Origin of the sequence: Paraburkholderia sp., from assembly GCF_004298475.1 — a bacterium.
GTDB classification, from domain to species: Bacteria; Pseudomonadota; Gammaproteobacteria; order Burkholderiales; family Burkholderiaceae; genus Paraburkholderia; species Paraburkholderia denitrificans.
Genome location: NZ_SCRP01000035.1, coordinates 92,008 through 117,317, shown reverse-complemented (window position 1 = coordinate 117,317; position 25,310 = coordinate 92,008). Strand labels below are relative to the sequence as shown.

The window sequence follows — 25,310 nt, the reverse complement described above, 5'->3', positions numbered from 1 at the left end:
CACCGGTGTCGACGTGCGGGGTGAACTCAGGCTTATGCTTGCCGCGAAGACGGCGTGCCACTTCGCTGGCGACACGGCCGAGAACCTTATCCGTCGCGTCAATCACGTACCATTCGCGCGCCACCTCATGGGCTTTTGCGGAAAACGTCTTCATGATCGATCCAAAAAATATGCTGTGCCCTGTTTTGGTCCTGCTTGTGTGGTGACGCTCGTTGGCGCCGGCGCAGGCTCTCCCTGTTTCTCCCCGTGGGCATGAATGCGGGAAACCTAGGATTATAAAGGGAAAATTATCCGGACGTCAAAATATGTGCGCCTGAACGGGATGTAGCACGGGATACGATGCCGGCTCAGGCAGAACGCGAATCCGTGAAGAACCAAAAAAAAGCCCGAACGCGGTGTTCGGGCTTAATCCACCTTTTGAGGAGGGTGGAGGAGACATGCTGAGGTGTCGTAGAGGACGACAACCAATGAACTGAATTATACGGGTCGACCCCAAGTGGCGCAAGGAAAACCGCATTACAAAATACAACACCATAATGCGAAATTAAGCACGAACTGCTGCGCATTCGGGATTTAATTAAGAATCATGCGCTTACAACAGTGCAGGCCGTACATGACATGCCGATGCCGGCAACAAGCCCCTAACGCGACCAGGGGAATCCAGCAGACTTTCAGGATTTCGCGCCGCCCTAATCTGTCAGGCCGCACGCGCCGCCGCCTGCATGCCGCCCCGGGCGAGCGCACGGCGTGCGGGCTACAATTGCCGTCTGAATCGAAGATACCGGTCGGAGGCAGGCGCATGGAATGCAAAGTGAGCTGGATGGGAGGGGATGGCATGGCGTTCGCAGCCGCGACGGGCAGCGGGCACCTCGTCAACATGGACGGTGCGCCGGATGGCGGCGGCCACAACCTGGCGCCGCGTCCGATGGAAATGCTGCTGGTCGGCGCAGGCGGCTGCACGGCCTACGACGTGGTCCTGATCCTGAAGCGGAGCCGCCAGGAAGTCAGCGGCTGCAACGTGACGCTCAAGGGCGAGCGGGCGAACGAAGACCCGAAGGTCTTCACGAAGATCCACTTCCACTTCACCGTGACGGGGAAGAACCTGAATCCGGCGACGGTCGAGCGTGCGGTCAAGCTGTCGCACGACAAGTACTGCTCGGCGTCGATCATGCTCGGCAAGACGGCGGAAATTACGCACACGTTCGAGATCGTCGCGGCCTGAATGGCCTGAGCGCATCGGCAGAAAAAAAGCCGGCGCGGTGATTGAACCGCGCCGGCTTTTTTGCGTAATGAGGACGGCAAAGCAGGCCGATAAGCCGGATTCTGTGCACACCCGCCGCCTTTCGGCGTCGAGTGCGTGGCAGCCATTCCTCTAGGCGCGCCATTGCTGACGCGCTCAAGCTTCCTACCCGCAGACGAGACGGGGGCACCGTCCTGCATCGCGAAGATGCGCGCCTGCCTACTTGGAATTGCTCCGGGTGGAGGTTGCCGTGCCGTCTACGTCGCCGTAGCCGCGGTGCGCTCTTACCGCACCGTTTCACCCTTACCTGATCCCGGCCGAAGCCGGGCCATCGGCGGTCTGTTCTCTGTTGCCCTGTTCCGCGTGTTGCCACGGATGGCCGTTAGCCATCACCCTGCCCTGTGGAGTCCGGACTTTCCTCGCCTCCGGCGGTTCCAATCCTGCCGGAACCGCCAAAGCCGCGACTGCCTGGCCTGCTTTGCGAGGGGCGATATTAGCACGGTGCGACGTGTCGCGCGCAGGGTGCCGAAGCGGCGCGACGACGCGCAGTGAGAACGCCGCGCGCGCCGTGAACCGCGGTTGCGCGCAGCACGCCCACGCTAGCGCCCGCGGCGCCCCGGCCGAAACACGGAAGTGTCGTCGTAGAACGCCGCGTCTTCGTTCTGCGGCCACCAGCCGGGAATGCCGAGCACCGGCAGCGGCGAAAAACTGCGGCTGGTCAGGTTCGCAGCGGCGGCAAGCGCCGCGCTCACCGTTTCGTCGAGCCAGGCATCGCGCGCTTCACGCGCCCAGCCGAAATACGCCGGCGGCGCCTCGACCACCCAGGCGTGCGCCGTACATGCCGCGTAAGGTGCGATCAATTTGTCGAGCAGCGCGTGGCCGAACACGCGCACTTCGCAGTGCGCGCCCCAACGCGCGCGGTTCGCGACGAACAGCGTGCGCCAGTCGAAATTGCGCAGCGCCGCCGCCATCGACGCGTCTGCACACACGAACAGCACCGCGTTCTCGTCGAAGAGCGTGAGCGCGTCGCGCACGCCGCCGCGCGTCGGACCCACGCCGAGCACGTCGATTGCCGCCGACTGGCGCGCGTTCAGCGTCGCCTTGATGCGCGGAAACGCAAACCAGGCGAGCGCATTGAAGAAGTCGTGGAGGTTGTGGCGCATGGGCACGCAGCCCGTCGCGGCGATATGCGCCTCGTAGGCGCTGCCCTCGGGCAAGTCGTCCTGGGCGATGAACGCGAGCGGCTGCCCGCGCCCGGTCGACTGCGCGCACGCGCGCGCATCGGCATTCAACTCGTCGAGATAGCGGCCGCAACCGGCGAGCGCCGCCCGCTGCCAGCGCCGCCCGCGCGCCTCGTGCTGGGCGAACCACGGGCGCGCCCAGTCGATATCGGCAAATCCGGCGGCGGGAAGACTGCGGCGGGCCGCGCCGCCCGCCGGAGCGTCGGTGCTCACCCTCAGACGAGCTTCCAGCCGATCGACTCGCCGCCGCGCAGCGGCACGACCGGCGTGTCGCCCGCCGTCACTTCGGCCGGCAGCGTCCATGTCTCGCGGCGCAGCGTCACCGTTTCGGCGCTGCGCGGCAGACCGTAGAAGTCCGCGCCATAGAAGCTCGCGAAGCCTTCGAGCTTGTCGAGCGCGCCCGCGTTGTCGAACGCCTCCGCGTAGAGTTCGAGCGCGTGCAGCGCCGTGTAGCAGCCCGCGCAGCCGCACGCGTGCTCCTTCAGCCCCTTCGGATGCGGCGCGCTGTCCGTGCCGAGGAAGAAGCGCGCATCGCCCGAGGTCGCCGCCTCGACCAGCGCCACGCGATGCGTCTCGCGCTTGAGGACCGGCAGACAGTAGTAGTGCGGACGAATGCCGCCCTGGAAAATCGCGTTGCGGTTGTACAGCAGGTGATGCGCGGTAATCGTCGCGCCCAGCAGTCCCGGCGCGGCGCGGTCGGCACGGATGTAGTCGACGGCGTCCTTCGTCGTGATGTGCTCGAACACGACCTTGAGCGCCGGGAAGTCGCGGCGCAGCGGCGTCATCACGCGGTCGATGAAGACCTTCTCGCGGTCGAACAGGTCGATATCGGCATTCGTCACCTCGCCGTGCACGAGCAGCGGCATGCCCGCTTCCTGCATCGCTTCCAGCGTCTGCGCGCACTTGCGGATATCGGTCACGCCCGCGTCGGAATTCGTCGTCGCACCCGCCGGATACAGCTTCACGCCGTGCACGAAGCCGCTTTCGCGCGCGCGGCGGATTTCCTCGGGCGGCGTGTTGTCGGTGAGATAGAGCGTCATCAGCGGCTCGAAACGCATGCCCTCGGGCAGCGCGGCCAGAATGCGCGCGCGGTACGCGGCGGCCTGCCCGGTCGTCGTGACCGGCGGCTTCAGGTTCGGCATGATGATCGCGCGGCCGAACTGGCGCGCCGTATGCGGCAGCACCGCCGCGAGCATGGCGCCGTCGCGAACGTGCAGATGCCAGTCGTCGGGGCGGGTGAGCGTGAGGGTCGTCGGAGAAGAAGCGTTCATGGCGTTCGAATACAGCGCGATTACAACGATTACGGGCTAAAACAAGGCAACAACACGCAAATGCTGCGCAGCAAGGCAGATCGGGCTGACCGGCGCGCGCATGCGGCGCAACAGACAATGCGCCGCGCAGCCGCGCCCCCGAAAAGGAGGGCCCGCCAGCCGCAGCCGGGTGATATCCTTGGAAAATCATCATTGTACCGGGCCGCCAGGCAACCACGCGGGTCGCCACGCCCCGCCGTACCACGCATCAGATATGTGCCAACTTCTCGGAATGAACTGCGCCGCGCCGACGGACGTCACGTTTTCCTTCACCGGATTCGCAGCGCGCGGCGGCGTCACCGATCACCACGCCGACGGCTGGGGCATCGCGTTCTTCGAAGACAAGGCCTGCCGCCTCTTCATCGACCACGAAGCGTCCGCGCGCTCGCCCATCGCCGAAATGGTCAAGCGCTACCCCATCAAGTCGCGCAACACCATCGCCCATATCCGCAAGGCCACGCAAGGGCATATCCTGCTCGAGAACTGCCACCCGTTCATGCGCGAACTGTGGGGCCGCCACTGGATCTTCGCGCACAACGGCGACCTGCAGGACTTCAATCCGGCGATGTCGGGCGTCTATCATCCGGTCGGCACGACCGATAGCGAACTCGCGTTCTGCGCGCTGCTGGAGGGGTTGCGTAAAGCGTTTCCGGGTTCGCAGCCGCCGCTCGACGAACTCTTTGCCGCGCTCGAATCGCTCACGCGCGACATCACGCAGTTCGGCGTATTCAATTTTCTGATGTCGAACGGCCAGGCGCTTTTCGCGCACTGCTCGACGCATCTCTACTACCTCGTGCGCCGCTGGCCGTTCTCGACGGCGCATCTCGTCGATGCCGACGTCTCCGTCGACTTCGCGAATTACACGACGCCGGAAGACTGCGTCGCGGTGATCGCCACCTCGCCGCTCACCGACAACGAAGTCTGGACGCGCTTCGCACCCGGCGATCTGCTGATGTTCCAGCATGGCGACGTGGTCGCACAGGCGCGCGTGCCGGTGCCGCAACGTGTGCTCGACAAGCTGAAGAATCCGTCGACGGATGCCTCGGCGAGCGCGCCTTGCCCGCCGCCAGCCAGCAAGACCGTGGACGTCGCAACCGCTGCCGCGATGCAGACCTGGGGCGACTAGCGTCCGCTGCAGCACAACGCAACGCAGCGCAAAGTAAAACGCCGCGCGGGCCATCGAGCTCACGCGGCGTTCTTCGTTTCAGCGCAACGCCGGGTACCGGAATCAGTGCAGGATCTTCGCGAGAAAATCCTTCGCCCGATCCGACTTCGGATTCGCGAAGAAATCCTGCTTGCGGTCGTCCTCGACGATAGCCCCCTGATCCATGAAGATCACGCGATGCGCGACCTTCTTCGCAAAGCCCATTTCGTGGGTCACGCACATCATCGTCATGCCTTCCTGTGCGAGTTCGACCATCACGTCGAGCACCTCGTTGATCATCTCGGGGTCGAGCGCCGAGGTCGGCTCGTCGAACAGCATCGCGATCGGGTCCATCGAGAGTGCGCGCGCAATCGCCACGCGCTGCTGCTGGCCGCCCGAAAGCTGGCCCGGAAACTTCTCCGCGTGCGCGCGCAGGCCCACGCGGTCGAGCAGTTTCATGCCCTTCTCGGTCGCCTCGTCCTTGCTGCGGCCGAGCACCTTGATTTGCGCGAGCGTGAGGTTTTCGGTGATCGAGAGGTGCGGAAACAGCTCGAAGTGCTGGAACACCATGCCCACCTTCGAGCGCAGCGCCGACAGGTTGGTCTTCTTGTCGCCGACGCTCTGGCCGTTCACGAGAATCTCGCCCTGCTGGAACGGCTCGAGGCCGTTGACGGTCTTGATGAGCGTCGACTTGCCCGAGCCCGACGGCCCGCACACCACCACGACCTCGCCTTTCTTCACTTCGGTCGTACAGTCGGACAGCACCTGAAAATGACCGTACCACTTCGAAACGTTCTTGATTGAAATCATCTTGCGACCTTTTTCTGAAAGCCTTTCACAAGGCCCGACGCGACCACGCAAATGACGAAATAGCAGGCGCCCGCGAACAGTACCATCTCGACGGTCGTGCCGTCACGGTCGCCGATATTCGCCGCGGTGCGGAAGAAGTCCGCGAGGCTGATCACGTAGACGAGCGAAGTGTCCTGAAAGAGCACGATGGCCTGGGTGAGCAGCAGCGGAACCATCGCACGAAACGCCTGCGGCAGCACGATGTAGCGCATCGCCTGGCCGTAGCGCATGCCGAGCGCGAACGACGCGTTCACCTGCCCGCGCGACACCGCCTGAATGCCGGCGCGAATGATCTCCGAATAATAAGCCGCCTCGAAGAGCGAGAACGCCACCATCGCCGAAGCGAGCCGGATGTCGATGTCCGGCGAAAGATGGAGCACGCTTTGCAGCACTTGCGGCACGATCAGGAAGAACCACAGCAGGACCATCACGAGCGGAATCGAGCGGAACACCGTCACATAGGCGTTCGCGAACCATTCGAGCGGCTTGACGCCCGAAAGGCGCATGAGCGCGAGCAGCGTGCCCCACAGAATGCCGACGATGATCGCGCACAGCGTGATCTTGACCGTGACGATCGTGCCGGTCCACAAGGTCGGCAGCGCGCCCGGAATGCCGCTCCAGTCGAAATGATGCATCACTTGCCTCCGATGTAGCCCGGCAGCCGGCTCCGCCCTTCGACCCAGCGCATGAACGCCATGACGACAAGGTTAATCAGGACATACGCCAGCGTGACCGCGATGAACGACTCATAGGCCTGCGACGTATAGTCGACGAGCTGACGCGCCTGCGCGGACAGATCGAGCAGGCCGATCGTCGACGCCACGGCGGAATTCTTGAAGATGTTGAGGAACTCGGAGGTGAGCGGCGGCACGATGATGCGGTAGGCGACCGGCAACAGCACGTAGCGATAGGTCTGCCATTGCGTGAAGCCCATCGCGAGACCGGCGGCGCGCTGGCCGCGCGGCAGCGCGTTGATGCCCGAGCGCACCTGCTCGCACACGCGCGCGCCGGTGAAGAGGCCGAGGCAGATGATCGACGACGAAAAGAACTGCGCGTTGGGGGGCAATTGCTTGAACCAGTTGCCGAGCGACGGCGGCACCAGTTCCGGTATCACGAGATACCAGATGAAGAACTGGACGATCAGCGGGATATTGCGAAACACCGCGACATAGACGGTGCCGACGCCCGAGGCCCATTTGTTCGGCACCGTGCGCAGCACGCCGAAGAGCGATCCCACGACGAGCGCGATCACCCATGCAGAAAGCGACACGGTGACCGTGACCCACAAGCCCGAGATCAGCCACCCGAGATAGGTGGTGGGCTCGCCGGTCGAGACCGGGCTGAGCAGAATGCCCCAGTTCCAGTGGTAGGACATGAAGCGTCTCCCGTGAGAAGAGCGGAAGAAGCAGGGCTTCTTCCGCTCCGCACCAAAATCCGGAACGGAATAAAGGCGTAATGGACGGGCGACGTCTAGTCGATCGCCTTGTCGTTCGGGTTCTTGAACAGCGCCCGCATGTCGTCGCTAAGGGGGAAGTTGAGGTTGAGGCCCTTCGGCGGAATCGGCGACTCGAACCACTTCTTGTAGATGACTTCGCCTTGACCCGAGGTCTGGACCTTCGCGATGGCGTCGTCGGCGACTTTCTTGAACTCGGGATCGTTCTTGCGCATCATGCAGCCGTAAGCTTCACGCGACTGCGGCGTGCCGACAATCACGAAATCGCCCGGATTGTTCGACTTCGCACGCTCGCCCGCGAGCAGTGCATCGTCCATCATGAACGCGACCGCGCGGCCCGTCGAGAGCGTGAGGAACGATTCGCCGTGGTCCTTCGCGCTGATGATGTTCATGCCCATGCTCTTGTCCTGGTTCATCTTGCGCAGAAGACGCTCGGACGTCGTGCCTGCCGTCGTGACGACGGTCTTGCCCTTCAGGTCGGGGAAATCCTTGATGCCTGACTCCTTCTTCGCCATGAGGCGCGTGCCGATCACGAAGATGGTGTTCGAGAACGCCGCCTGCTGCTGACGCTCGGCGTTGTTCGTGGTCGAACCGCACTCGATGTCCACCGTGCCGTTCTGCACCAGCGGAATCCGGTTCTGCGACGTGACCGGCACGAGCTTGACCTTCAGGTTCGGCATGTTCAGCTTCTGCTTCACCGCATCGACGATCTTCAGCGCGTAGTCCTGCGAGTAGCCGATCACGTTCTGCTTGTCGTCGTAATACGAAAACGGAATCGACGATTCGCGGTGGCCGAGCGTGATGACGCCGGTGTCCTTGATCTTCTTGAGCGTGCCGGAATCCTGGGCGTGGGCGCCCGCGGCGACGAACCCGAGCGTGGCGCAAACGAGCACAACCTTCTTGATGTTCATTTTGCTCTCCTGTGCGAGAAACGCAGCCAGTTTAGCAAGGTAATGATTTTGAAAGAATTAGCCTGTGCCCTGGTGGCGGCAGGCGCCGTCGCCCGGCAGCGTCTGTCAGCGTCCAGCGGCGCGGGGCATGGCGCGCCGCCCGGAAATGCAAAAGCGGACGGCCCCGCCAAGGTCCCGTCCGCTTTTGACTACTGCGCAAGCAGCGGGTGCAAGCGCACCCGCATCGTTCCGGTCAGGGATACAGGCCGCGCATTTCACGCGCCATCAGAATGCGTTTGCAAGCAACGATGAACGCCGCCGTACGCATCGATACGCCCTGCTCGCTCGACACTTGCCAGACTGCGGCGAACGCTTCGCGCATCACGCGCTCGAGACGCTCGTTGATCTCCGCTTCGGTCCAGAAGAAGCTCGAGAAGTCCTGCACCCACTCGAAGTACGAAACGGTCACGCCGCCTGCATTCGCCACCACGTCCGGGATCACGAGGATGCCCTTGTCGTGCAGGATGTCGTCGGCTGCCGTCGTGGTCGGGCCGTTCGCGCCTTCCACGATGATCTTCGTGCGGATCTTCGCCGCGTTCTTCTCGGTGATCTGGTTTTCCAGCGCAGCCGGGATCAGGATGTCGGTCTCGATGGTCCAGAACTCGTCGTTCGAGAGGACATCGGCGCCGGCGAAGCCCGCCACGCCGCCCGTCTTCGCGACGTGCTCGAGCAGCGCGACCGAGTCGATGCCGCTGCTCTTGTAGAGCGAGCCGGTGTGATCCTGCACCGCAACGACGCGCGCGCCGGCTTCCTGGAACAGACGCGCAGCGATACCGCCCACGTTGCCGAAACCTTGCACGGCGATGCGTGCGCCTTCGATCGACATGCCCTTGCGGCGCGCCGCTTCGCTGCCGACGACGAACACGCCGCGGCCCGTCGCTTCGCGGCGGCCAAGCGAGCCGCCGAGCGAGATGGGCTTGCCGGTCACGACGCCCGTGGCCGTTTGGCCCTGGTTCATCGAGTACGTGTCCATCATCCACGCCATGATCTGCTCATTCGTGTTGACGTCCGGCGCGGGAATGTCGGTATTCGGTCCGATGATGATGCCGATTTCGCTCGTATAGCGGCGCGTCACGCGCTCGAGTTCGCCACGCGAGAGCGTGCGCGGATCGACGCGGATACCGCCCTTCGCACCGCCGTACGGCACGTTCACAGCAGCGTTCTTCACCGACATCCATGCGGACAGCGCCATCACTTCGGAAAGCGTGACGTCCTGGTGATAACGCACGCCGCCCTTGCCGGGACCGCGCGAGACGTTGTGCTGCACGCGATAGCCTTCGAAGTGCGCGACGGTACCGTTATCGAGTTCGATGGGTACGTCGACGATCAGAATGCGCTTCGGGCGCTTGAGCGTTTCGAGCCAGCGCGACAGCGAGCCGAGATACGGCGCGACGCGATCGACCTGGCGCAGGTAGTTGCCCCAGGGACCGAGGTTGTCGGCCTGGAGATAGGAAGGAACCGATGAAGGTGCTGCGGACTGCATTTGCGATGACATGAACGCTCCGACGTCGAACAGGTGGTGCCATTGTCAGAAAAGGCCCACACGAAATCCAATGCCGTTTGATCATCCCGTTATGCATTTCGCGCATAACGTACGTAAAAGCGAAAAAGTGTGTTGCACATACGCACTTATGGTTTCGCTGGCTTCATCGGTTTGCTGTCCGGTTTGTTGTCCGCCTGTTTGTTGTCCGCTTGTCACCCGCCCTTAGCGAGTTCCTCGCGCACCGCATCCCACACGCCGCCGACAAGCGCGCGGCGAGCTTCGTCCGGCGCGGCGAGCTTGTCGCGGTAGAGGCGGATTTCCATGTCGAGCGTGAACTGCCCGCCGGGCGTGCCGCGCGTCGCGCGGTCCAGACGGATCAGATGGCCCTCCGCGACAGCGTCCTCCACCGCGCTGCTCGGCAGGAACGCAATGCCGTGGCCCGCGAGCGTCATCGCCTTGAGCCCCTCGGCCATGTCGGTTTCGTAGACACGGTCCAGATAAAGGCGCGTCGGCGCGTTGCCGATGATCACCTCGGTCATGCGGCCGAGGTAGGCGTTCGGCGTGTACGAAAGATAGGGTGTGGGCGCATCCGGCGTGCCGGGCAGCGTGTAGCGCGCGCGACCGGCGCGCTGTACGGCGGAGTACGGACTGATCGATTCGATGCCGAGCGTGAGCGTGTCGTAGCGTGCGGGATCGAGCGTCACGGGATGGCTCGGATGGTGATAGCCCATCACGAGATCGCAGCCGCCCTCGACGAGCGAGAGCACCGCGTCGTGCACGTTGAGCGCACGCAAACGCGTGTGGATGCGGCCGAGCTTCCCTTCGAGGCGCAGCAGCCAGCTCGGAAAATACGTGAGCGAGAGCGTGTGCGGCACGGCGAATTCGATCGTCGCCACGGGCGCTGTCGTGTGACCGCGCAGCAGCGTGCGCGCCTCGTGGAACTGCGAGAGCATCGCGAGCGCCTGCTCGTTGAATACCTGGCCCGCGGCCGTGAGGCGCGTCGGGTAGACGGAACGATCGATCAATTCCGTGCCGAGCCATGCTTCGAGCGCCTGGATGCGTCGCGAGAACGCCGGTTGCGTGACGTGCCGTAGTTCGGCGGAGCGACTGAAACTATGCGTTTCCGCCAGCGAAACGAAGTCTTCGAGCCATTTGAGTTCCATGCGAATTGCGCGGCCGATAACGTAAAGTCCGCATTCTAGGCCCACCGGCGCACGTCATGGGCGTGACTGTGCCGTCTTGCATCAGGCCGGCGGCCAGCGCAGCCGCCGGGTCACGCACAGCCACCGTACAGTCATGTGCCGCCCGGCGGGCGCTGGCCGCCTGGGGCGTGGTGATAAAATACGCGGTTCCCGCCGTCTTTCATCCGACCATCATCTGACCGTAACCTCCGCCGTTACGTCCCCATCATGTCCGACACCCGTCCCGATACCCTCTTTGCGCTCACCGCGCTCTCTCCGCTCGACGGCCGCTACGCCGCGAAAACCGAAGCGCTGCGCGACTGGCTTTCGGAAGCCGCGTTCATGCGCCACCGCGTGACGGTGGAGATCCACTGGCTGATCGCGCTCTCGCACGCCGGTTTCGCGGAAATGCCGCGCTTTTCCGAAGCGTCCGAGCAGTTCCTGCTCCAGCTCGCCGCGAACTTCACGGCGCACGACGCCGCGCGCATCAAGGACATCGAGCGGGTGACGAACCACGACGTGAAGGCCGTCGAATACTGGCTCAAGGAATCGGTGAAGGGTCAGCCGGAACTGGAGCGCGCGAGCGAGTTCATCCACTTCGCCTGCACCTCCGAAGACATCAACAACACGTCGCACGGCCTGATGCTCGCGGGCGCGCGCGAACACGTGATCCTGCCCGCGCTGCGCTCGGTGCATCAGCGCCTCGTGGCGCTCGCGCATGCGCACGCCGCACAGCCGATGCTGTCGCGCACGCACGGCCAGCCCGCCAGCCCGACCACGCTCGGCAAGGAAATCGCCAACGTCGCCGCGCGCCTCGCGCGCGCCATCGAGCGCATCGAGAAAGTCGAGCTGCTCGGCAAGATGAACGGCGCGGTCGGCAACTTCAACGCGCACCTTTCGGCGTACCCGGAATTCGACTGGGAAGCGTTCTCGAAGGAAGTCGTCGAGCAACGCCTGAAGCTCACGTTCAATCCGTACACGATCCAGATCGAGCCGCACGACTACATGGCCGAACTGTTCGACGCCGTCTCGCGCGCGAACACGATCCTGCTCGATCTCGACCGCGACGTGTGGGGCTACATTTCGGTCGGCTATTTCAAGCAGCGCACGAAGGCTGGCGAGATCGGCTCCTCGACGATGCCGCACAAGGTCAATCCGATCGACTTCGAAAACTCCGAAGGCAACCTCGGCCTCGCGAACGCCACGCTGCGCCACCTCGCCGACAAGCTTCCGGTCTCGCGCTGGCAGCGCGACCTGACCGACTCGACGGTGCTGCGCAACATCGGCGTCGCGTTCGGCTACTCGCTGCTCGCGTACGACGCGCTGATCCGCGGTCTCGACAAGCTCGAAGTGAACCCGCAGCGTCTGAACGACGATCTCGACGCGACGTGGGAAGTGCTCGCCGAGCCGGTGCAGACGGTGATGCGCCGCTACGGCATCGAGAATCCGTACGAGCAGTTGAAGGAACTCACGCGCGGCAAGGGCATTACGCGCGAAGCGCTGCAAACGTTCGTGAGCGGCCTCGCGATTCCCGACGACGCGAAAAAGCGTCTGCTCGAGATGACGCCCGCGTCGTACGTCGGCAAGGCCGTCGAACTCGCGAAGCGTATTGCGTAAGCGCGTTTCTTGAGTTCATTGCCGCGGCGGTCGACTCAGTCGCAGCGGTCGACTCAGTCAACCTCGCGGCAATAAAAAAGCGCTCGACTCGCCGAGCGCTTTTTTCGTTTACCGCTGCGCGAACCGCCTCAGCCCTGCGTGTTGCGCATTGCCAGTTGCTTCATGACTTCGTCGACGATCTGCCCGGGCGTGTGTTCCACGTTGACCACGATCGCCTCCTCGGCGCCCGGCTCCTCCAGCGTGTCGAGCTGGCTCTGCAACAGCGACGGATCGAAGAAGTGTCCGGTACGCGCCCCGAGCCGCGCGTGCAGCACCTCGAAGGTGCCCTTCAGATAGACGAAGCACACGTCGCGATCGGTGCCGCGCAGGATGTCACGGTACGAACGCTTGAGCGACGAACACGTGAACACGGCCGTTTCGCGCGCGCGCTGTTTCTCGTCGATGGCCGCGCGGATGGTGCGCAGCCATGGCCAGCGGTCGTCGTCGGTGAGCGGAATGCCGTCGTGCATCTTCTTCTTGTTGGCTGCGCTGTGGAACGCGTCGCCATCGGTAAAGCTGCAGTGCAGGCGCTCGGCCAGCAACTCGCCAATACGTGTCTTGCCTGCTCCCGACACGCCCATCGCAATCAAAATCATTTTCGGCTCCTGTCGACCAGAGTGAGCGCTTCAGCGCTTACTCTGGTCCCATGCAAAGCTGGCAACCCGAGTCAGTGCTTCGGCGCCTGCTCGGGTTCCATACAGAGTATTCGCTCGTTACAGCACAGCGGCCAGCGCAAAAGTCAGCCCAAGCCCCATCAGGGAAATAATCGTCTCACACAGCGACCACGTCTTGAAGGTCTGCACGACTGTCATGCCGAAGTACTCCTTGATGAGCCAGAAGCCGCCGTCGTTCACATGCGAGAAGATCAGCGAGCCCGAACCGGTCGCGAGCACGAGCAGTTCGGGCCTGACCGTCGAAGCGCTCGCGGCGGCAATCGGCGCGACGATGCCGCAGGCCGTCGTCATTGCGACGGTGGCCGAGCCGGTCGCGAGCCGGATCAGCGCCGCGACGAACCAGCCGAACAACAGCGGCGAAAGGTGAGCCGACTCCGCCACCGCGACAATCTCCTTCGAAATGCCGCTGTCCATCAGCACGCGGCCAAAGCCGCCGCCCGCGCCGACGATCAGCGTGATGCCCGCGATCGGCGCGAGGCAATCGCCGCAGAACTTCTGGATCTGCTCGCGCGTGAAGCCCTGTCGCGCGCCGAAGGTCCAGAAGCTCACGAGTACGGCGATCAACAATGCGACGTCAGTCGTGCCGATGAATTTCAGCAGGCCGTTGGCCAGCGTCTTCGGCGCGAAGACGAGATCCGCCCAGCTCCCGATCAGCATGAGGATCACCGGCAGCAGAATCGTGAAGACGGTAATGCCGAACCCCGGCAGTTCACTGTCGGCCTTGGGCTTGACGGCGACGAACTGCGCGGCGAGCGGATTGTCCTCGGGCAGCTTGATCGCGCGGTGAATGAGCAGTGCGAACAGCGGACCGGCGACGATCGCGGTCGGCACCCCGACGATCAGACCGTAAGCGATGGTCTTGCCGACGTCAGCGTTATACGCCTGCACCGCGAGCAGCGCAGCCGGGTGCGGCGGAATCAGGCCGTGGACGACCGACAGGCCCGCCACCATCGGCAGGCCGACGAGCAGCAGCGACTTGCCGGTACGTTTGGCGACGTTGAACGCGATCGGAATGAGCAGCACGAAGCCGACTTCGAAAAACACCGGCAAGCCGACAATCACGGCGACGAACATCATCGCCCAGTGAATGTTCTTTTCGCCAAACCAGCGGATCAGCGTCGTGGCCACGCGCTCCGCGCCGCCGGACTCGGCCATCATCTTGCCGAGCATGGTGCCGAGGCCGACCACGATCGCGATGTGGCCGAGCGTATTGCCGTTTCCGGTCTCGAACGACTTGACGATCTGATCCATCGGCATGCCGACGGCAAGACCGAGCAGCAGCGAAACGATGATCAGGACTAGAAACGGATAGATCTTGTAGCGCGTGATCAGCAGGATCAGCGCAGCAATCGCGATGAGCGCGTAGACCAGCAGCATGCTGCCGTGGGCCACTCCCATGAGACTCCTCCACAGGTGAATATCAAGACGCGTTCGCGCATGCAGCGCGCAAGACGCAATGGCCGCCGCCAAGACCGGAGGCCGAGGGGGTAGAGGTTACAACGAGTTGGGTTACGGCGTTTATAACAGCACAAACCGCGCAAGGCGTGACCCTTGCGCGGTTTGTCTCACCATCGCAAACCAGCCGGTTGTCGATGCGCCGCGCGTCCGGAGGCTACTGCTGCGAACCCGCGTGCGAAGCCCGCGTCAGCGCACGGGACGCGACAACTCGCTTGCCGCGCGCGCGAGGCGCGTGACTTCGGCCCAATCCTGCGCCGCAAGCGCGGCCTTCGGCGTGAGCCACGAGCCGCCCACGCACACTACGTTCGGGAGTGCGAGGAAATTCGGCGCGGTTTCGGGCGTGATGCCGCCGGTCGGGCAGAACTTGAGCGTCGGGAACGGGCCGTGGAATGCGTTGAGCATCGCGATGCCGCCCGCAGGCACGGCCGGGAAAAACTTCACGATCTCGTAGCCCAGCTCCATCGCGAGGATGATGTCAGACGGCGTCATGACACCCGGCAGAAGCGGCAAACCCGCTTCGATCGACGCGTCGTGCATCTCGCGCGTGAGACCCGGCGAGACGCCGAACTGCGCACCGGCCTGCTTGGCGAGCGCGCATTGCTCCGGCTTCGTGATCGTCCCGACGCCGACGGCGATATCCGGCGCGATCTGCGACGCACGCGTGATCGCATCGAGGCCGGCAGCCGTGCGCAGCGTGATTTCGAGGACCTTCACGCCGCCAGCGTAGAGCGCACGCGAAACGTGCTCGCCCTGCCCGGCGGTTTCGAAGGCGAGCACCGGAATCACCGGGCCGAGGCGGACGATGTCAGCTACGGACGTTGTTGCCATGGTTACGCTCCTTGATGTTGGGTTGCAGTCGCCTTGCGGGCGTGGGTGACCGTCGCGCCCGCAGCCTTGCCGGCCGATTTGCTGTCCGCTGCGGTACCAACTTCGCCGACGAGCGCGCCGAACACCGACGCGCCCTGCTCCGCCGGCGCCGCCGCAGCGCGAAACACGCCGAACAGTTCGCGGCCGAAGCCGACTTCGTTGCTTTCCTGATGCGCGGGCTGCGCGACCGGGCGCGCATCCCATTCGGCGGCGTCGACTTCGACGTCGAGCACGCCTTCGACGGCGTCGATCACGACGATGTCACCGTCGCGCACCTTGCCGATCGGGCCGTGCAGCAGCGTCTCGGGCGAAACGTGGATCACGGCGGGGACCTTGCCCGATGCGCCCGACATGCGCCCGTCCGTCACGAGCGCGACGTGAAAGCCCTTGTCCTGCACGACGCCGAGCAGCGGCGTGAGGCGGTGCAGCTCCGGCATGCCGTTGGCGCGCGCGCCCTGGAAGCGCACGACGGCCACGAAGTCGCGTTCGAGTTCGCCGCGATCGAACGCTTCCTGCACGGCTTCCTGCGAATCGAACACGATTGCGGGCGCACGCACCTTGCGGCGCTCGGGCGCGACCGCCGAAACCTTGATGACGCCGCGCCCGAGACGCCCCTGCATGAGGCGCAGGCCGCCGTCCGGCTGGAACGGCTCGGCGAGCGGACGCAGCACGGCGGTGTCGGCGCTTTGCTCGACGGCGTCGACCCAGGTGAGCTTGCCGTCGAGCAGCTTCGGTTCCTTCGTGTAGTGGCGCAGGCCCTTGCCCGCGACGGTCATGACGTCTTCGTGCAGCATCCCGCCGTCGAGCAGCTCGCGCACGAGGAACGCGATGCCGCCCGCCGCGTGGAAGTGATTCACGTCGGCCTTGCCGTTCGGATAGACGCGCGCGAGCAGCGGAACGGCGTCCGAGAGCGCGTCGAAATCATCCCAGTCGATGATGATGCCGGCTGCGCGCGCAATCGCCACGAGGTGCATCGTGTGGTTCGTCGAGCCGCCCGTCGCGAGCAGCGCGACGATGCCGTTGATGATCGCGTGCTCGTCGATCACGTGGCCGATCGGCGTGTAGTTGCCGCGCTCGACGGTGAGATCGAGCACGCGGCGCGCAGCCGCTGCGGTGAGTTCGTCGCGCAGCGGCGTGTACGGATGGATGAACGCCGAGCCCGGCAGATGCAGGCCCATCACTTCCATCAGCATCTGGTTGCTGTTGGCCGTGCCGTAGAAGGTGCAGGTGCCGTGGCTGTGATAGGCCGCCGCCTCGGATTCGAGCAGCACGTCGCGTCCGCACTGGCCCATGGCGAACTGCTGGCGCACCTTGGCCTTCTCGTCGTTGGACAGGCCGCTCGCCATCGGGCCGGCAGGCACGAAGATCGCGGGCAGGTGGCCGAACTGCAGCGCGCCGATCAACAGACCCGGCACGATCTTGTCGCAGATGCCGAGGCACAGCGCCGCGTCGAACATGTTGTGTGTGAGCGCAACCGCCGTGCTCATCGCGATCACTTCGCGCGAGAAGAGCGACAGCTCCATGCCCGCATTGCCCTGCGTGATGCCGTCGCACATCGCGGGCACGCCGCCCGCGAACTGCGCGACGCCGCCGTTTTCGCGGGCCGCTTCCTTGATGATGTCGGGGTAGTTCTTGTAGGGCGCGTGGGCCGAGAGCATCTCGTTGTACGCCGAGACGATGCCGATGTTCGGCTCGCGGATCGACTTGATCGCAATCTTGTCGCGGCCTTCGAGACCCGCGAAGCCGTGGGCGAGATTCGCGCACGAGAGCACGCCGCGCGCCGGGAACTGGTCCTGCGCGGCGGCGATGCGCGCGAGATAGGCCTCGCGCGTCGGCTTGCTGCGCTCGATCACGCGCCGCGTGACCTTCATCAACTGGGAATGCGGGGAAACCATCGAATCTCCTTCCTCTCGGCCTGGCGGGACACATGGACTGGATCGGACGTCCAGTCCGCAATGGCGCGATGTTAGTAGAAAAACTACAAGCATGCAATCCTGCGCAACCCTGGCGTTTGCCCTACGGGGCAGGCGCTTAATTCCCGCAAATAGCGGGCCATTCCGAATGCCGCCTGTCCGGCATTGCAATTTTGGCCGCATGGATGTAGTTTTTGTACACGACCTCCGATCCGCTATAGTCCACGGATCTTTCAGCATAGTGCGAGTTTTCCGATGCTGCTGTCCCAGGTGAAGGCCATACGCGAGCAATTGCGCCCGTCCGAGCGCAAGCTCGCCGATTACATCGTCGATGCGGCGCGCGAAGTGCTCGACCTGTCGATGACCGAAGTCGCGCAGCGCGCGGGCGTGAGCCAGCCGACCATTGCGCGCTTCTGTCACGCGCTGGGTTTCTCGGGATTTCGCGAGTTCAAGATCCGGCTTGCGCAGGCCGTGGCCGCGGACCTGCCGCCCGCGGTCTATCGCGACGTGCGCCCCGACGAGCCCGTGCCGGGCGTCGCGGCCAAGGTGCTCGACCGCACCATCGGCGCGCTGCTGCAGGTGCGCAACAATCTGTCCGCCGACGCGCTCGCCGAGGCCATCGCGCTGCTCGCGAACGCGAAGCGCATCGAGTTCTACGGCGCGGGCGGCTCGGGCATCGCCGCGCAGGACATGCAGCACAAGTTCTTCCGGCTCGGCATGCCGAGCGTCGCCTACGCCGATCCGCACACGTTCCTGATGTCGGCGGCGTTGCTTGGCGCGGGGGACGTGGTCGTCGCGATCTCGAACACGGGGCGCACGCGCGATGTGGTCGATGCCGCGCGCACGGCGCTCGACCGCGGCGCGAAGGTGATCGCAATCACGCACGGCACATCGCCGCTCGCGCGTCTCGCGACGGTCGGCCTGCACGCGAACGTCGACGAAGACACGGACATCTTCTCGCCGATGACCTCGCGCACGTCGCATCTCGCGATCGGCGACATTCTCGCGGTAGGCGTTGCGCTGCAGCGCGGCCCGGAACTCACGGAAAAACTCGCGGGCGCGAAGGAGATCATCTCGCGCCGCCGCCTCGATCCGACCGGTTAGGCGAGGCGCTTTAGAGCGCGTGAAGGAGGGAATTGCGCGGGCGCGCGGCGCATACAGGCAATGCAGAAGCGGTGCAGACGCGCCGCAAGACGACGGGCGGCATCTGCGCCGCCCGCGAGGGAAGAAGCATCAGAACGGCTTGAGCACGACGAGCGCCACGGCCGCCAGCATGCCGAGCACCGGCAGTTCGTTGAACAGGCGATACCACTTGTCGGAGCGGCGGTTCTGACCGCGCTCGAAGGTCTTCAGAAGGCGCCCGCAATAGTGGTGATAGACGATGAGCAGCACGACCACGCCGACCTTCGCGTGAATCCAGCCCTGGCCGGCCCCGATGCCCACCACGAGCCACAGCCACAGCCCGCACAGCAGCGCGGGCACGGCGATGATCGTCATGAAACGGTACAGCTTGCGCGCCATGATCAGGAGGCGCCGCACGGCGGCAGGTTCGGTTTCCATCGCCAGATTCACGAAGATACGCGGCAGGTAGAACAGTCCTGCGAACCAGGACGCGATTAGAACGATGTGAAACGTCTTTACCCAAAGCATCCGGCGATCCTTCCTGTCTTCTTGTCTTCTTGATTGACCAGAGCACGTCGGCCGGACAAATGTGGCACAAGCGGCAGCACGAGCGGCATGGACATGCACGAAAGCGCGTGGCGCGCGCCGTCGCGCACGCCGCACAGAATTATTGCCGTCCTTCGCCGTGGCCGAAGACCACGTACTTGAGCGAAGTCAAGCCTTCGAGGCCGACCGGGCCGCGCGCGTGCAGCTTGTCGTTCGAAATGCCGATCTCCGCGCCGAGGCCGAATTCGAAACCGTCGGCAAAACGCGTCGAGGCGTTCAGCATCACGCTTGCCGAATCCACTTCGCGCAGGAAGCGCATCGCACGGTCGTGATCTTCGGTGACGATGGCATCGGTATGCGCCGAGCCGTACGTGTTGATGTGCGCAATCGCCTCGTCGAGGTGCTCCACCACCTTGATCGCCAGCACCGGCGCGAGGTATTCCGTGCTCCAGTCTTCAACGGTGGCGTCCACGAGCGGGCCGACGCCCGCATCGGTGAGAATCGCCCGCGCCGCGCCATCGACGCGCAACTCGACCTCCTTGTCGCGATACAGGCGGCCAAGCGGCGGCAGCACTTCGTGCGCGATGCCGCGCGCGACCAGCAGCGTTTCCATCGTGTTGCAGGTGCCGTAGCGGTGCGTTTTCGCGTTGTCGCAGACGTTGAGCGCCTTCGCGATATCGGCGCGGTCGTCCACGTAGACATGGCAGATGCCGTCGAGATGCTTGATCATCGGCACGCGCGCCTCGGCCATCAGGCGCTCGATCAGGCTCTTGCCGCCGCGCGGCACGATCACGTCGACATACCCGGTCATCGTGATGAGCTTGCCCACGGCCGCGCGGTCGGCCGTCTCGACTACCTGCACCGCTTCCTGCGGCAGCCCCGCCGCCGTCAGCCCTTCGCGGATCAGCCCGGCGAGCGCCGTATTGCATTCGAGCGCCTCGGAGCCGCCGCGCAGGATCGTCGCGTTGCCCGACTTCAGGCACAGCGCCGCGGCGTCGATCGTCACGTTCGGTCGCGATTCGTAGATGATGCCGATCACGCCCAGCGGCACCCGCATCTGGCCCACCTGAATGCCGCTCGGGCGGTACTTGAGGTTGCTGATCTCGCCGATCGGATCGGGCAGCGCCGCCACCTGGCGCAGGCCCTCGACCATCGTCTTGAGCGCCTTGTCCGACAGCGTGAGCCGGTCGATGAACGCCGCGTCGTGGCCCTTGTCCTTCGCGCGCGCGAGGTCGCGCGCATTCGCGTCCTTGAGCTGCTGCGCTTCACGCTCGATGGCCTGCGCCACCGCTTCGAGCGCGGCGTTCTTCGCGGCAGTCGTAGCGCTCGCCATCGCGCGCGAGGCTTCGCGGGCGCGGCGGCCAAGGTCCGTCATGTACTGGTCGATATCCATATGTGTGTCGTGATGAGGCGCGTGCAGCATGTGCAAACGTAGCCTGGAAAGCACGCTGGAAAGAATGATTGTAAGGCCGGTGCCCGAGGTGCGCCCGGCCCGTCCGGTGAGCGGCGGCGAGCGCGCATGGTGCCCGGTTTGCCCGGTGTGCGGAAGCAGGCGCCGGCCTGCAAGCCTCGTGAGCCCTTGCGGCTCAGCCCGGCCTACGCGCCAGCCCTGCGGACGGCGGTCGGCCGCCCGGCTGCGTGCGGCCCGCTGGCCCTGCCGCGCCGCGCGCAGCAGGAGCGGCCGATGGCCGCGCCCCGGCACCCGAGGCACCCGAGGCACCCGAGGCACCCGAGGCACCCGCGGCGCCCGCGGCACCCGCGGCGCCTGTGTCACGCGGCGATGCGACGGTCATCGCGAGTTCGAAGAGCCCGTCCCATGCGTCGGGCGGCAGCGCGTTGCGCCACTCGCCGCGCGCCTGCGCCGACAGTCCCTTGACCTGGCGGTCGAGCCGCGCCGCCATCGCAAGCGCGCGTTCGAGCGCCGCATCGTTCAGGCGCGAAAGCGCCGGGCCGATCAGCCGCTCGCGCGGCCCCCACACACGGTTCTCGCGCAACAGCATCGCGAGCGGCTTGCCCGCCGCGACGCCGCGCTTGATGCGCAGCAGCGTGCGGATTTCCTCGACGACGGCCCACAGCACGAGCACCGCAGCCTCGCCTTCGCCACGCAGGCCGTCGAGCATGCGCGCGAGCCGGCCGACATCGCCGGTCAGCATCGCTTCGTTGAGCTTGAAGACGTCGTAGCGCGCCACGTTGAGCACGGCGTCGTGAATCTGCTCGAAGCTCAGCACGCCTTGTTCATAAAGCAGGCTGAGCTTCTGGATCTCCTGATGCGCCGCGAGCAGGTTGCCCTCCACGCGCTCGGCGACGAACTGCAGCGCACGCCGCCCGTCCTCGCCGGGCGCGACGCGCTGGCCCTGCTGCGCGAGCCGCTGGCCGATCCAGTTCGGCAGTTGCGCGCGCTCGACGGGATCGATCTTCAGCGCGACGCCGGCTTCGGCGAGCGCCGAGAACCAGGCCGACTTCTGCGTCGCCGCATCGAGACGCGGCAGCGTGACGAGCGTGAGCACGTCGGGATTTGCAGCCGACCCGGCCGCCGACCTGGCCGATGCGGCGAGCGTCTTCAGCGCGTCCGCGCCTTCCTTGCCCGGCTTGCCCGAGGGAATGCGCAATTCGACGAGCTGCCGATCGCCGAACAGCGACATCGACTGGCTCGCGCCAAGCAGCGAACTCCAGTCGAACCCGCGCTCGACCGTGAACACCGACCGGTCCGTGAAGCCCGCCGCGCGCGCGGCCGCGCGAATGCGGTCGCACGCCTCCTGGGCGAGCAGGTGCTCGTCGCCATAAACGACGTAAAGCCCGGCGAGCCCGTTTGCAAGCCCTTTCGCGAGGTGCGGTTCGAGTGCGTCGAGTCGCAGTTGCATGGATGGCGCTTACGTGTGGTCGGAGAGAATGCCGCGCATCAGAGCGGCGGCGGCGGCAGCGGCGCGGCCGGCGCCACGCCGGGCACGACCTGGTCGGGCCTCGGCGTCAGCGTCTTCAGGACCGCCAGCCGACGCGTGAGCTGATCGACGGCATCGTTTTGCATGTCGGCGAACAGCAGATCGGCTTCCGTCACTTTGGCCGTGGAGAACTGGGTGCTGTAGGTCATCGCGCGGTTCAGCGCGATCACGCTCGGCTGGATCAGCACGGTGCCGTCGGGCGTCATCAGCGTGTAGCTGAGCGAATAGTTGATCTGGTATTCCTGGACCACGCCGAGCTCATTGAGCGTAAGCGTGCTGAAACTGCGCCCTTCCGCGACGTGCAGGACGGCGTCGGCGTTGGCCATCGACTGGACCACCACCGAATCGCTGCCCCCTTCGACGAGGCGTGCGATGCGCGCCTCGACGGGCGGCGGCGCGCCGACGATAGCGAGGCGCTTGAACGCGAAGTTCTGCTGCCCGCGCAACTGGAATCCGCACGCCGAGAGCATCAGCGCGCTGCCTGCCAGTAACAGAAACGATCTGCGATTCACATAAGCTCCCGGGTTCGAGACAGGCTCGGAGCGAGGGCGGCGCGCCGCGCGTTCCGCCCTCGCCGCAGCGAGTCTCTCCACATCAATCGCCGCATCAGTCGTCGCGTCAATCGCCACGTCAAACCACGACGTTCACGAGGCGGCCCGGCACGACGATGACCTTCTTCGGCGCGCGGCCTTCCGCGAACTTCACGTACATCTCGTGCGCGAGCGCCGCAGCTTCGATCACGTCCTTGCCTGCGTCCTTCGCGACGGTCACCGCGCCGCGCACCTTGCCGTTCACCTGCAGCACGAGTTCGATTTCGGCCTGCTCCAGCGCCTTTTCGTCGACCTTCGGCCAGGGCGCGTCGAGCAGCGTGCCGAATTCGTCGGCATAACCGAGTTCCTGCCACAGACGATACGTGATGTGCGGCACGACCGGATACAGCACGCGCAGCAGCACGCCGAACGTTTCGCGCTGCACCCCGGCGCCCGCGCCCTTCGCGCTGTCGATCGCGTTGAGCATCTTCATCGCGGCCGACACGACCGTGTTGTACTGCAGACGCTGATAGTCGAAGTCGGCCTGCTTGAGCACGCCGTAGACGTCGCGGCGCAGCGCCTTTTCGACCTCCGTGAGCGCGGCGACATCGAGTGCCGCACGCGCGTTGAGCGCCTGCGCGTTCGCGTGGCCGAACGCCCACACGCGCCGCAGGAAGCGGCTCGCGCCTTCGACGCCCGCGCCCGACCATTCGAGCTGCTGCTCGGGGGGCGCGGCGAACATCGTGAAGAGACGCGCGGTGTCTGCGCCGTACTGGTCGATCAGCACCTGCGGATCGACGCCGTTGTTCTTCGACTTCGACATCTTCTCGACGCCGCCGAGCACGACGGGCTGGCCATCGGCGTTGAGCGTCGCGCCGGTCGGGCGGCCCTTGTCGTCATGCGTGACGGTCACGTCGGCCGGGTTGTACCAGGTCTTCTTGCCCGACGCATCCTCGCGATAGAACGTCTCGTTGAGCACCATGCCCTGCGTGAGCAGGTTCTTCGCGGGCTCGCCGAACTTCACGATGCCGAGGTCGCGCGAAACCTTCGCCCAGAAGCGCGAATACAGCAGGTGCAGGATCGCGTGCTCGATGCCGCCGATGTATTGATCCATCGGCATCCAGTAATCGGTGCGCTCGTCGACCATCGCCTTCGCATCCGGCGCGGCGTAGCGGTAGAAGTACCACGACGAGTCGACGAAGGTGTCCATCGTGTCGGTTTCGCGCTTCGCGTCGGCGCCGCACTTCGGGCACTTGCAGTTCAGGAAGGCTTCGGACTTCGCGAGCGGGTTGCCGGTGCCGTCCGGCACGAGGTCTTCGGGCAGCACGACCGGCAGGTCCGCTTCGGGCACCGGCACGTCGCCGCAATCCGGGCAATGGATGATCGGGATCGGCGTGCCCCAGTAGCGCTGGCGCGAGATGCCCCAGTCGCGCAGACGCCACGTGACCTGCTTGTCGCCGAAACCGTGCGCCTTGAGGTCGGCCGCGACCGCGTCCACGGCCTGCTGGTAATTCAGGCCGTCCAACTTGCCGCTGTTGACGCAGACCGCGCGCTCCTTGTCGCCGTACCACTCCTGCCAGCCTTCGAGCGAGTAGGTCTCGCCTTCCGCGGCGATGACCTGCCTGATCGGCAGTTCGTACTTCTTCGCGAAGGCGAAGTCGCGCTCGTCGTGGCCCGGCACGCCCATCACCGCGCCTTCGCCGTAGCTCATCAGCACGTAGTTGCCGATCCACACCGGCACCGCTTCGTTCGTGATCGGGTGCGTGACCGTGAAGCCGGTCGGAAGACCCTTCTTCTCCATCGTCGCGACGTCGGCTTCCGCCACGCCGCCGCGCTTGCATTCGTCGATGAACGCCTGGAGCTGCGGCTTGCCCTGCGCGAGGCGCGTGGCCAGCGGATGCTCGGCGGCGATTGCGCAGAAGGTCACGCCCATGATCGTGTCGGCGCGCGTGGTGAACACGCGCAGCAGCTTCTTCTCGCCGTCGAGCTCGTACGGGAAGCCGAAGTTCACGCCGAAGCTCTTGCCGATCCAGTTCTGCTGCATGATCTTCACGCGCTCGGGCCAGCCGAGGTCGCCGAGGTCGCCCAGCAGTTCGTCGGCGTATTGCGTGATGCGCAGGTAGTACATCGGGATTTCGCGCTTTTCCACGAGCGCGCCCGAGCGCCAGCCGCGGCCGTCGATCACCTGCTCGTTGGCGAGCACGGTCTGGTCGACCGGGTCCCAGTTCACCGTGCCGGTCTTCTTGTACGCGATGCCCTTCTCGAGCATCTTCAGGAAGAACCACTGGTTCCACTTGTAGTAGTCGGGCTTGCAGGTGGCAATTTCGCGCGACCAGTCGATGGCAAGACCCATCGACTGCATCTGCCCCTTCATGTACGCGATGTTGTCGTACGTCCACTGCGCGGGCGGCACGCCGTTGGCCATCGCAGCGTTCTCGGCGGGCATGCCGAACGCGTCCCAACCCATCGGCATCAGCGTGTTGTAGCCGTTCATCCGCAGATAGCGGTACATCACGTCGTTGATCGTGTAGTTCCGCACGTGGCCCATGTGCAGCTTGCCCGACGGATACGGCAGCATCGAGACGCAATAGAACTTGGGCTTGTCGGTCGTTTCGGCCGTCAGGTAAGCGTCGTTGGCGCGCCATTCGCCTTGCGCGGCGGCTTCGACGTCGGTGGGAACGTATTTTTCGAGCATGGTGTGGGTGGGAAACGCTGATTCCGTGCCGCGTGCACCGGAGCCGGCAAGTCCGGCAA

Annotated in this window: 22 protein-coding genes and 1 other RNA gene; 4 read left to right on the top strand and 19 right to left on the bottom strand. The window is 65.1% G+C overall.

Annotated features, from left to right (window positions below; all coding sequences use genetic code 11):
- A partial coding sequence (locus EPN59_RS19110) for an uL13 family ribosomal protein (protein ID WP_293046606.1) occupies nt 1–154 on the bottom strand: 154 nt, incomplete at its 3' end.
- A gap of 645 nt (nt 155–799) precedes the next feature.
- On the opposite strand from EPN59_RS19110, the gene EPN59_RS19105 reads away from it, so the two are divergent.
- Entirely contained in the window at nt 800–1,222 is a 423-nt protein-coding gene (locus tag EPN59_RS19105; RefSeq protein ID WP_293033858.1) for an OsmC family protein, read from the top strand.
- 74 nt (nt 1,223–1,296) lie between these two features.
- Here EPN59_RS19105 and rnpB read toward each other — a convergent pair.
- From rnpB to pyrC, 3 genes are all read right to left on the bottom strand, one after another.
- Nucleotides 1,297–1,720, bottom strand: an RNA gene (gene rnpB / locus EPN59_RS19100) — RNase P RNA component class A.
- 119 nt (nt 1,721–1,839) lie between these two features.
- The gene (locus EPN59_RS19095; RefSeq protein WP_363928585.1) at nt 1,840–2,694 is read right to left on the bottom strand and encodes a DUF3025 domain-containing protein; all 855 of its coding nucleotides are present in this window, start codon (nt 2,692–2,694) and stop codon (nt 1,840–1,842) included.
- 2 nt (nt 2,695–2,696) lie between these two features.
- Nucleotides 2,697–3,752 carry a dihydroorotase gene (pyrC, locus tag EPN59_RS19090; RefSeq protein WP_293035143.1) on the bottom strand — a complete coding sequence of 352 codons (1,056 nt, stop codon included), beginning with the start codon at nt 3,750–3,752 and terminating at the stop codon, nt 2,697–2,699.
- A gap of 253 nt (nt 3,753–4,005) precedes the next feature.
- Between pyrC and EPN59_RS19085 the strand changes: the two genes are divergently transcribed.
- Nucleotides 4,006–4,917, top strand: a complete 912-nt coding sequence (locus EPN59_RS19085; RefSeq protein WP_293035145.1) for a class II glutamine amidotransferase — start codon at nt 4,006–4,008, stop codon at nt 4,915–4,917.
- Between the two features lie 102 nt (nt 4,918–5,019).
- On the opposite strand, the gene EPN59_RS19080 is transcribed toward EPN59_RS19085, so the two are convergent.
- From EPN59_RS19080 to EPN59_RS19055, 6 genes are all read right to left on the bottom strand, one after another.
- Nucleotides 5,020–5,745 (bottom strand): amino acid ABC transporter ATP-binding protein, encoded by a 726-nt coding sequence (locus tag EPN59_RS19080; protein WP_293035147.1) that lies wholly within the window; start codon nt 5,743–5,745, stop codon nt 5,020–5,022.
- The gene (gltK, locus tag EPN59_RS19075) at nt 5,742–6,419 is read right to left on the bottom strand and encodes a glutamate/aspartate ABC transporter permease GltK (protein ID WP_293035149.1); all 678 of its coding nucleotides are present in this window, start codon (nt 6,417–6,419) and stop codon (nt 5,742–5,744) included. Before gltK ends, EPN59_RS19080 begins: the two co-directional genes overlap by 4 nt.
- Nucleotides 6,419–7,159: an amino acid ABC transporter permease gene (locus EPN59_RS19070; protein WP_293035151.1), complete on the bottom strand. Its 741-nt coding sequence runs from the start codon at nt 7,157–7,159 to the stop codon at nt 6,419–6,421. Before EPN59_RS19070 ends, gltK begins: the two co-directional genes overlap by 1 nt.
- Before the next feature lie 95 nt (nt 7,160–7,254).
- On the bottom strand, nt 7,255–8,148 hold the full coding sequence (locus EPN59_RS19065) for a glutamate/aspartate ABC transporter substrate-binding protein (RefSeq protein ID WP_293035153.1): 894 nt from the start codon (nt 8,146–8,148) through the stop codon (nt 7,255–7,257).
- Nucleotides 8,149–8,380: 232 nt separating this feature from the next.
- Nucleotides 8,381–9,682 (bottom strand): Glu/Leu/Phe/Val dehydrogenase, encoded by a 1,302-nt coding sequence (locus tag EPN59_RS19060; RefSeq protein ID WP_293035155.1) that lies wholly within the window; start codon nt 9,680–9,682, stop codon nt 8,381–8,383.
- A gap of 200 nt (nt 9,683–9,882) precedes the next feature.
- On the bottom strand, nt 9,883–10,833 hold the full coding sequence (locus EPN59_RS19055; protein WP_293035157.1) for a LysR family transcriptional regulator: 951 nt from the start codon (nt 10,831–10,833) through the stop codon (nt 9,883–9,885).
- A 246-nt stretch (nt 10,834–11,079) separates the two neighbouring features.
- Here EPN59_RS19055 and purB point away from each other — a divergent pair, with 246 nt between their 5' ends.
- Nucleotides 11,080–12,468 (top strand): adenylosuccinate lyase, encoded by a 1,389-nt coding sequence (purB, locus tag EPN59_RS19050; RefSeq protein ID WP_293035159.1) that lies wholly within the window; start codon nt 11,080–11,082, stop codon nt 12,466–12,468.
- Nucleotides 12,469–12,596: 128 nt separating this feature from the next.
- Here the strand turns inward: purB and EPN59_RS19045 are convergent, their stop codons facing one another.
- The 4 genes from EPN59_RS19045 to edd form a co-directional block, all read right to left on the bottom strand.
- Nucleotides 12,597–13,103, bottom strand: coding sequence for a gluconokinase (locus EPN59_RS19045; protein ID WP_293035161.1), 507 nt, complete (start codon nt 13,101–13,103; stop codon nt 12,597–12,599).
- A gap of 117 nt (nt 13,104–13,220) precedes the next feature.
- Nucleotides 13,221–14,579 (bottom strand): gluconate:H+ symporter, encoded by a 1,359-nt coding sequence (locus tag EPN59_RS19040; RefSeq protein ID WP_293046597.1) that lies wholly within the window; start codon nt 14,577–14,579, stop codon nt 13,221–13,223.
- 246 nt (nt 14,580–14,825) lie between these two features.
- Nucleotides 14,826–15,467 (bottom strand): bifunctional 4-hydroxy-2-oxoglutarate aldolase/2-dehydro-3-deoxy-phosphogluconate aldolase, encoded by a 642-nt coding sequence (gene eda / locus EPN59_RS19035; RefSeq protein WP_293038418.1) that lies wholly within the window; start codon nt 15,465–15,467, stop codon nt 14,826–14,828.
- Between the two features lie 2 nt (nt 15,468–15,469).
- Nucleotides 15,470–17,401, bottom strand: coding sequence for a phosphogluconate dehydratase (edd, locus tag EPN59_RS19030; RefSeq protein ID WP_293038416.1), 1,932 nt, complete (start codon nt 17,399–17,401; stop codon nt 15,470–15,472).
- A 273-nt stretch (nt 17,402–17,674) separates the two neighbouring features.
- Between edd and EPN59_RS19025 the strand changes: the two genes are divergently transcribed.
- Nucleotides 17,675–18,523, top strand: coding sequence for a MurR/RpiR family transcriptional regulator (locus EPN59_RS19025; RefSeq protein ID WP_293038413.1), 849 nt, complete (start codon nt 17,675–17,677; stop codon nt 18,521–18,523).
- A gap of 129 nt (nt 18,524–18,652) precedes the next feature.
- On the opposite strand, the gene EPN59_RS19020 is transcribed toward EPN59_RS19025, so the two are convergent.
- The 5 genes from EPN59_RS19020 to leuS all read right to left on the bottom strand — a co-directional run bounded on the left by EPN59_RS19020 (nt 18,653) and on the right by leuS (nt 25,251).
- The gene (locus EPN59_RS19020) at nt 18,653–19,069 is read right to left on the bottom strand and encodes a CopD family protein (protein ID WP_293038410.1); all 417 of its coding nucleotides are present in this window, start codon (nt 19,067–19,069) and stop codon (nt 18,653–18,655) included.
- A 139-nt stretch (nt 19,070–19,208) separates the two neighbouring features.
- A complete protein-coding gene (locus EPN59_RS19015; RefSeq protein WP_293038407.1) occupies nt 19,209–20,480 on the bottom strand; it encodes a glutamate-5-semialdehyde dehydrogenase in 1,272 nt (423 codons plus the stop codon).
- 193 nt (nt 20,481–20,673) lie between these two features.
- Nucleotides 20,674–21,948, bottom strand: a complete 1,275-nt coding sequence (holA, locus tag EPN59_RS19010; RefSeq protein WP_293038404.1) for a DNA polymerase III subunit delta — start codon at nt 21,946–21,948, stop codon at nt 20,674–20,676.
- A gap of 38 nt (nt 21,949–21,986) precedes the next feature.
- Entirely contained in the window at nt 21,987–22,538 is a 552-nt protein-coding gene (gene lptE, locus EPN59_RS19005) for an LPS assembly lipoprotein LptE (RefSeq protein ID WP_293038401.1), read from the bottom strand.
- A gap of 118 nt (nt 22,539–22,656) precedes the next feature.
- Complete coding sequence (gene leuS / locus EPN59_RS19000) at nt 22,657–25,251, bottom strand: leucine--tRNA ligase (protein WP_293038398.1); 2,595 nt, start codon at nt 25,249–25,251, stop codon at nt 22,657–22,659.
- Nucleotides 25,252–25,310 lie beyond the last annotated feature (59 nt).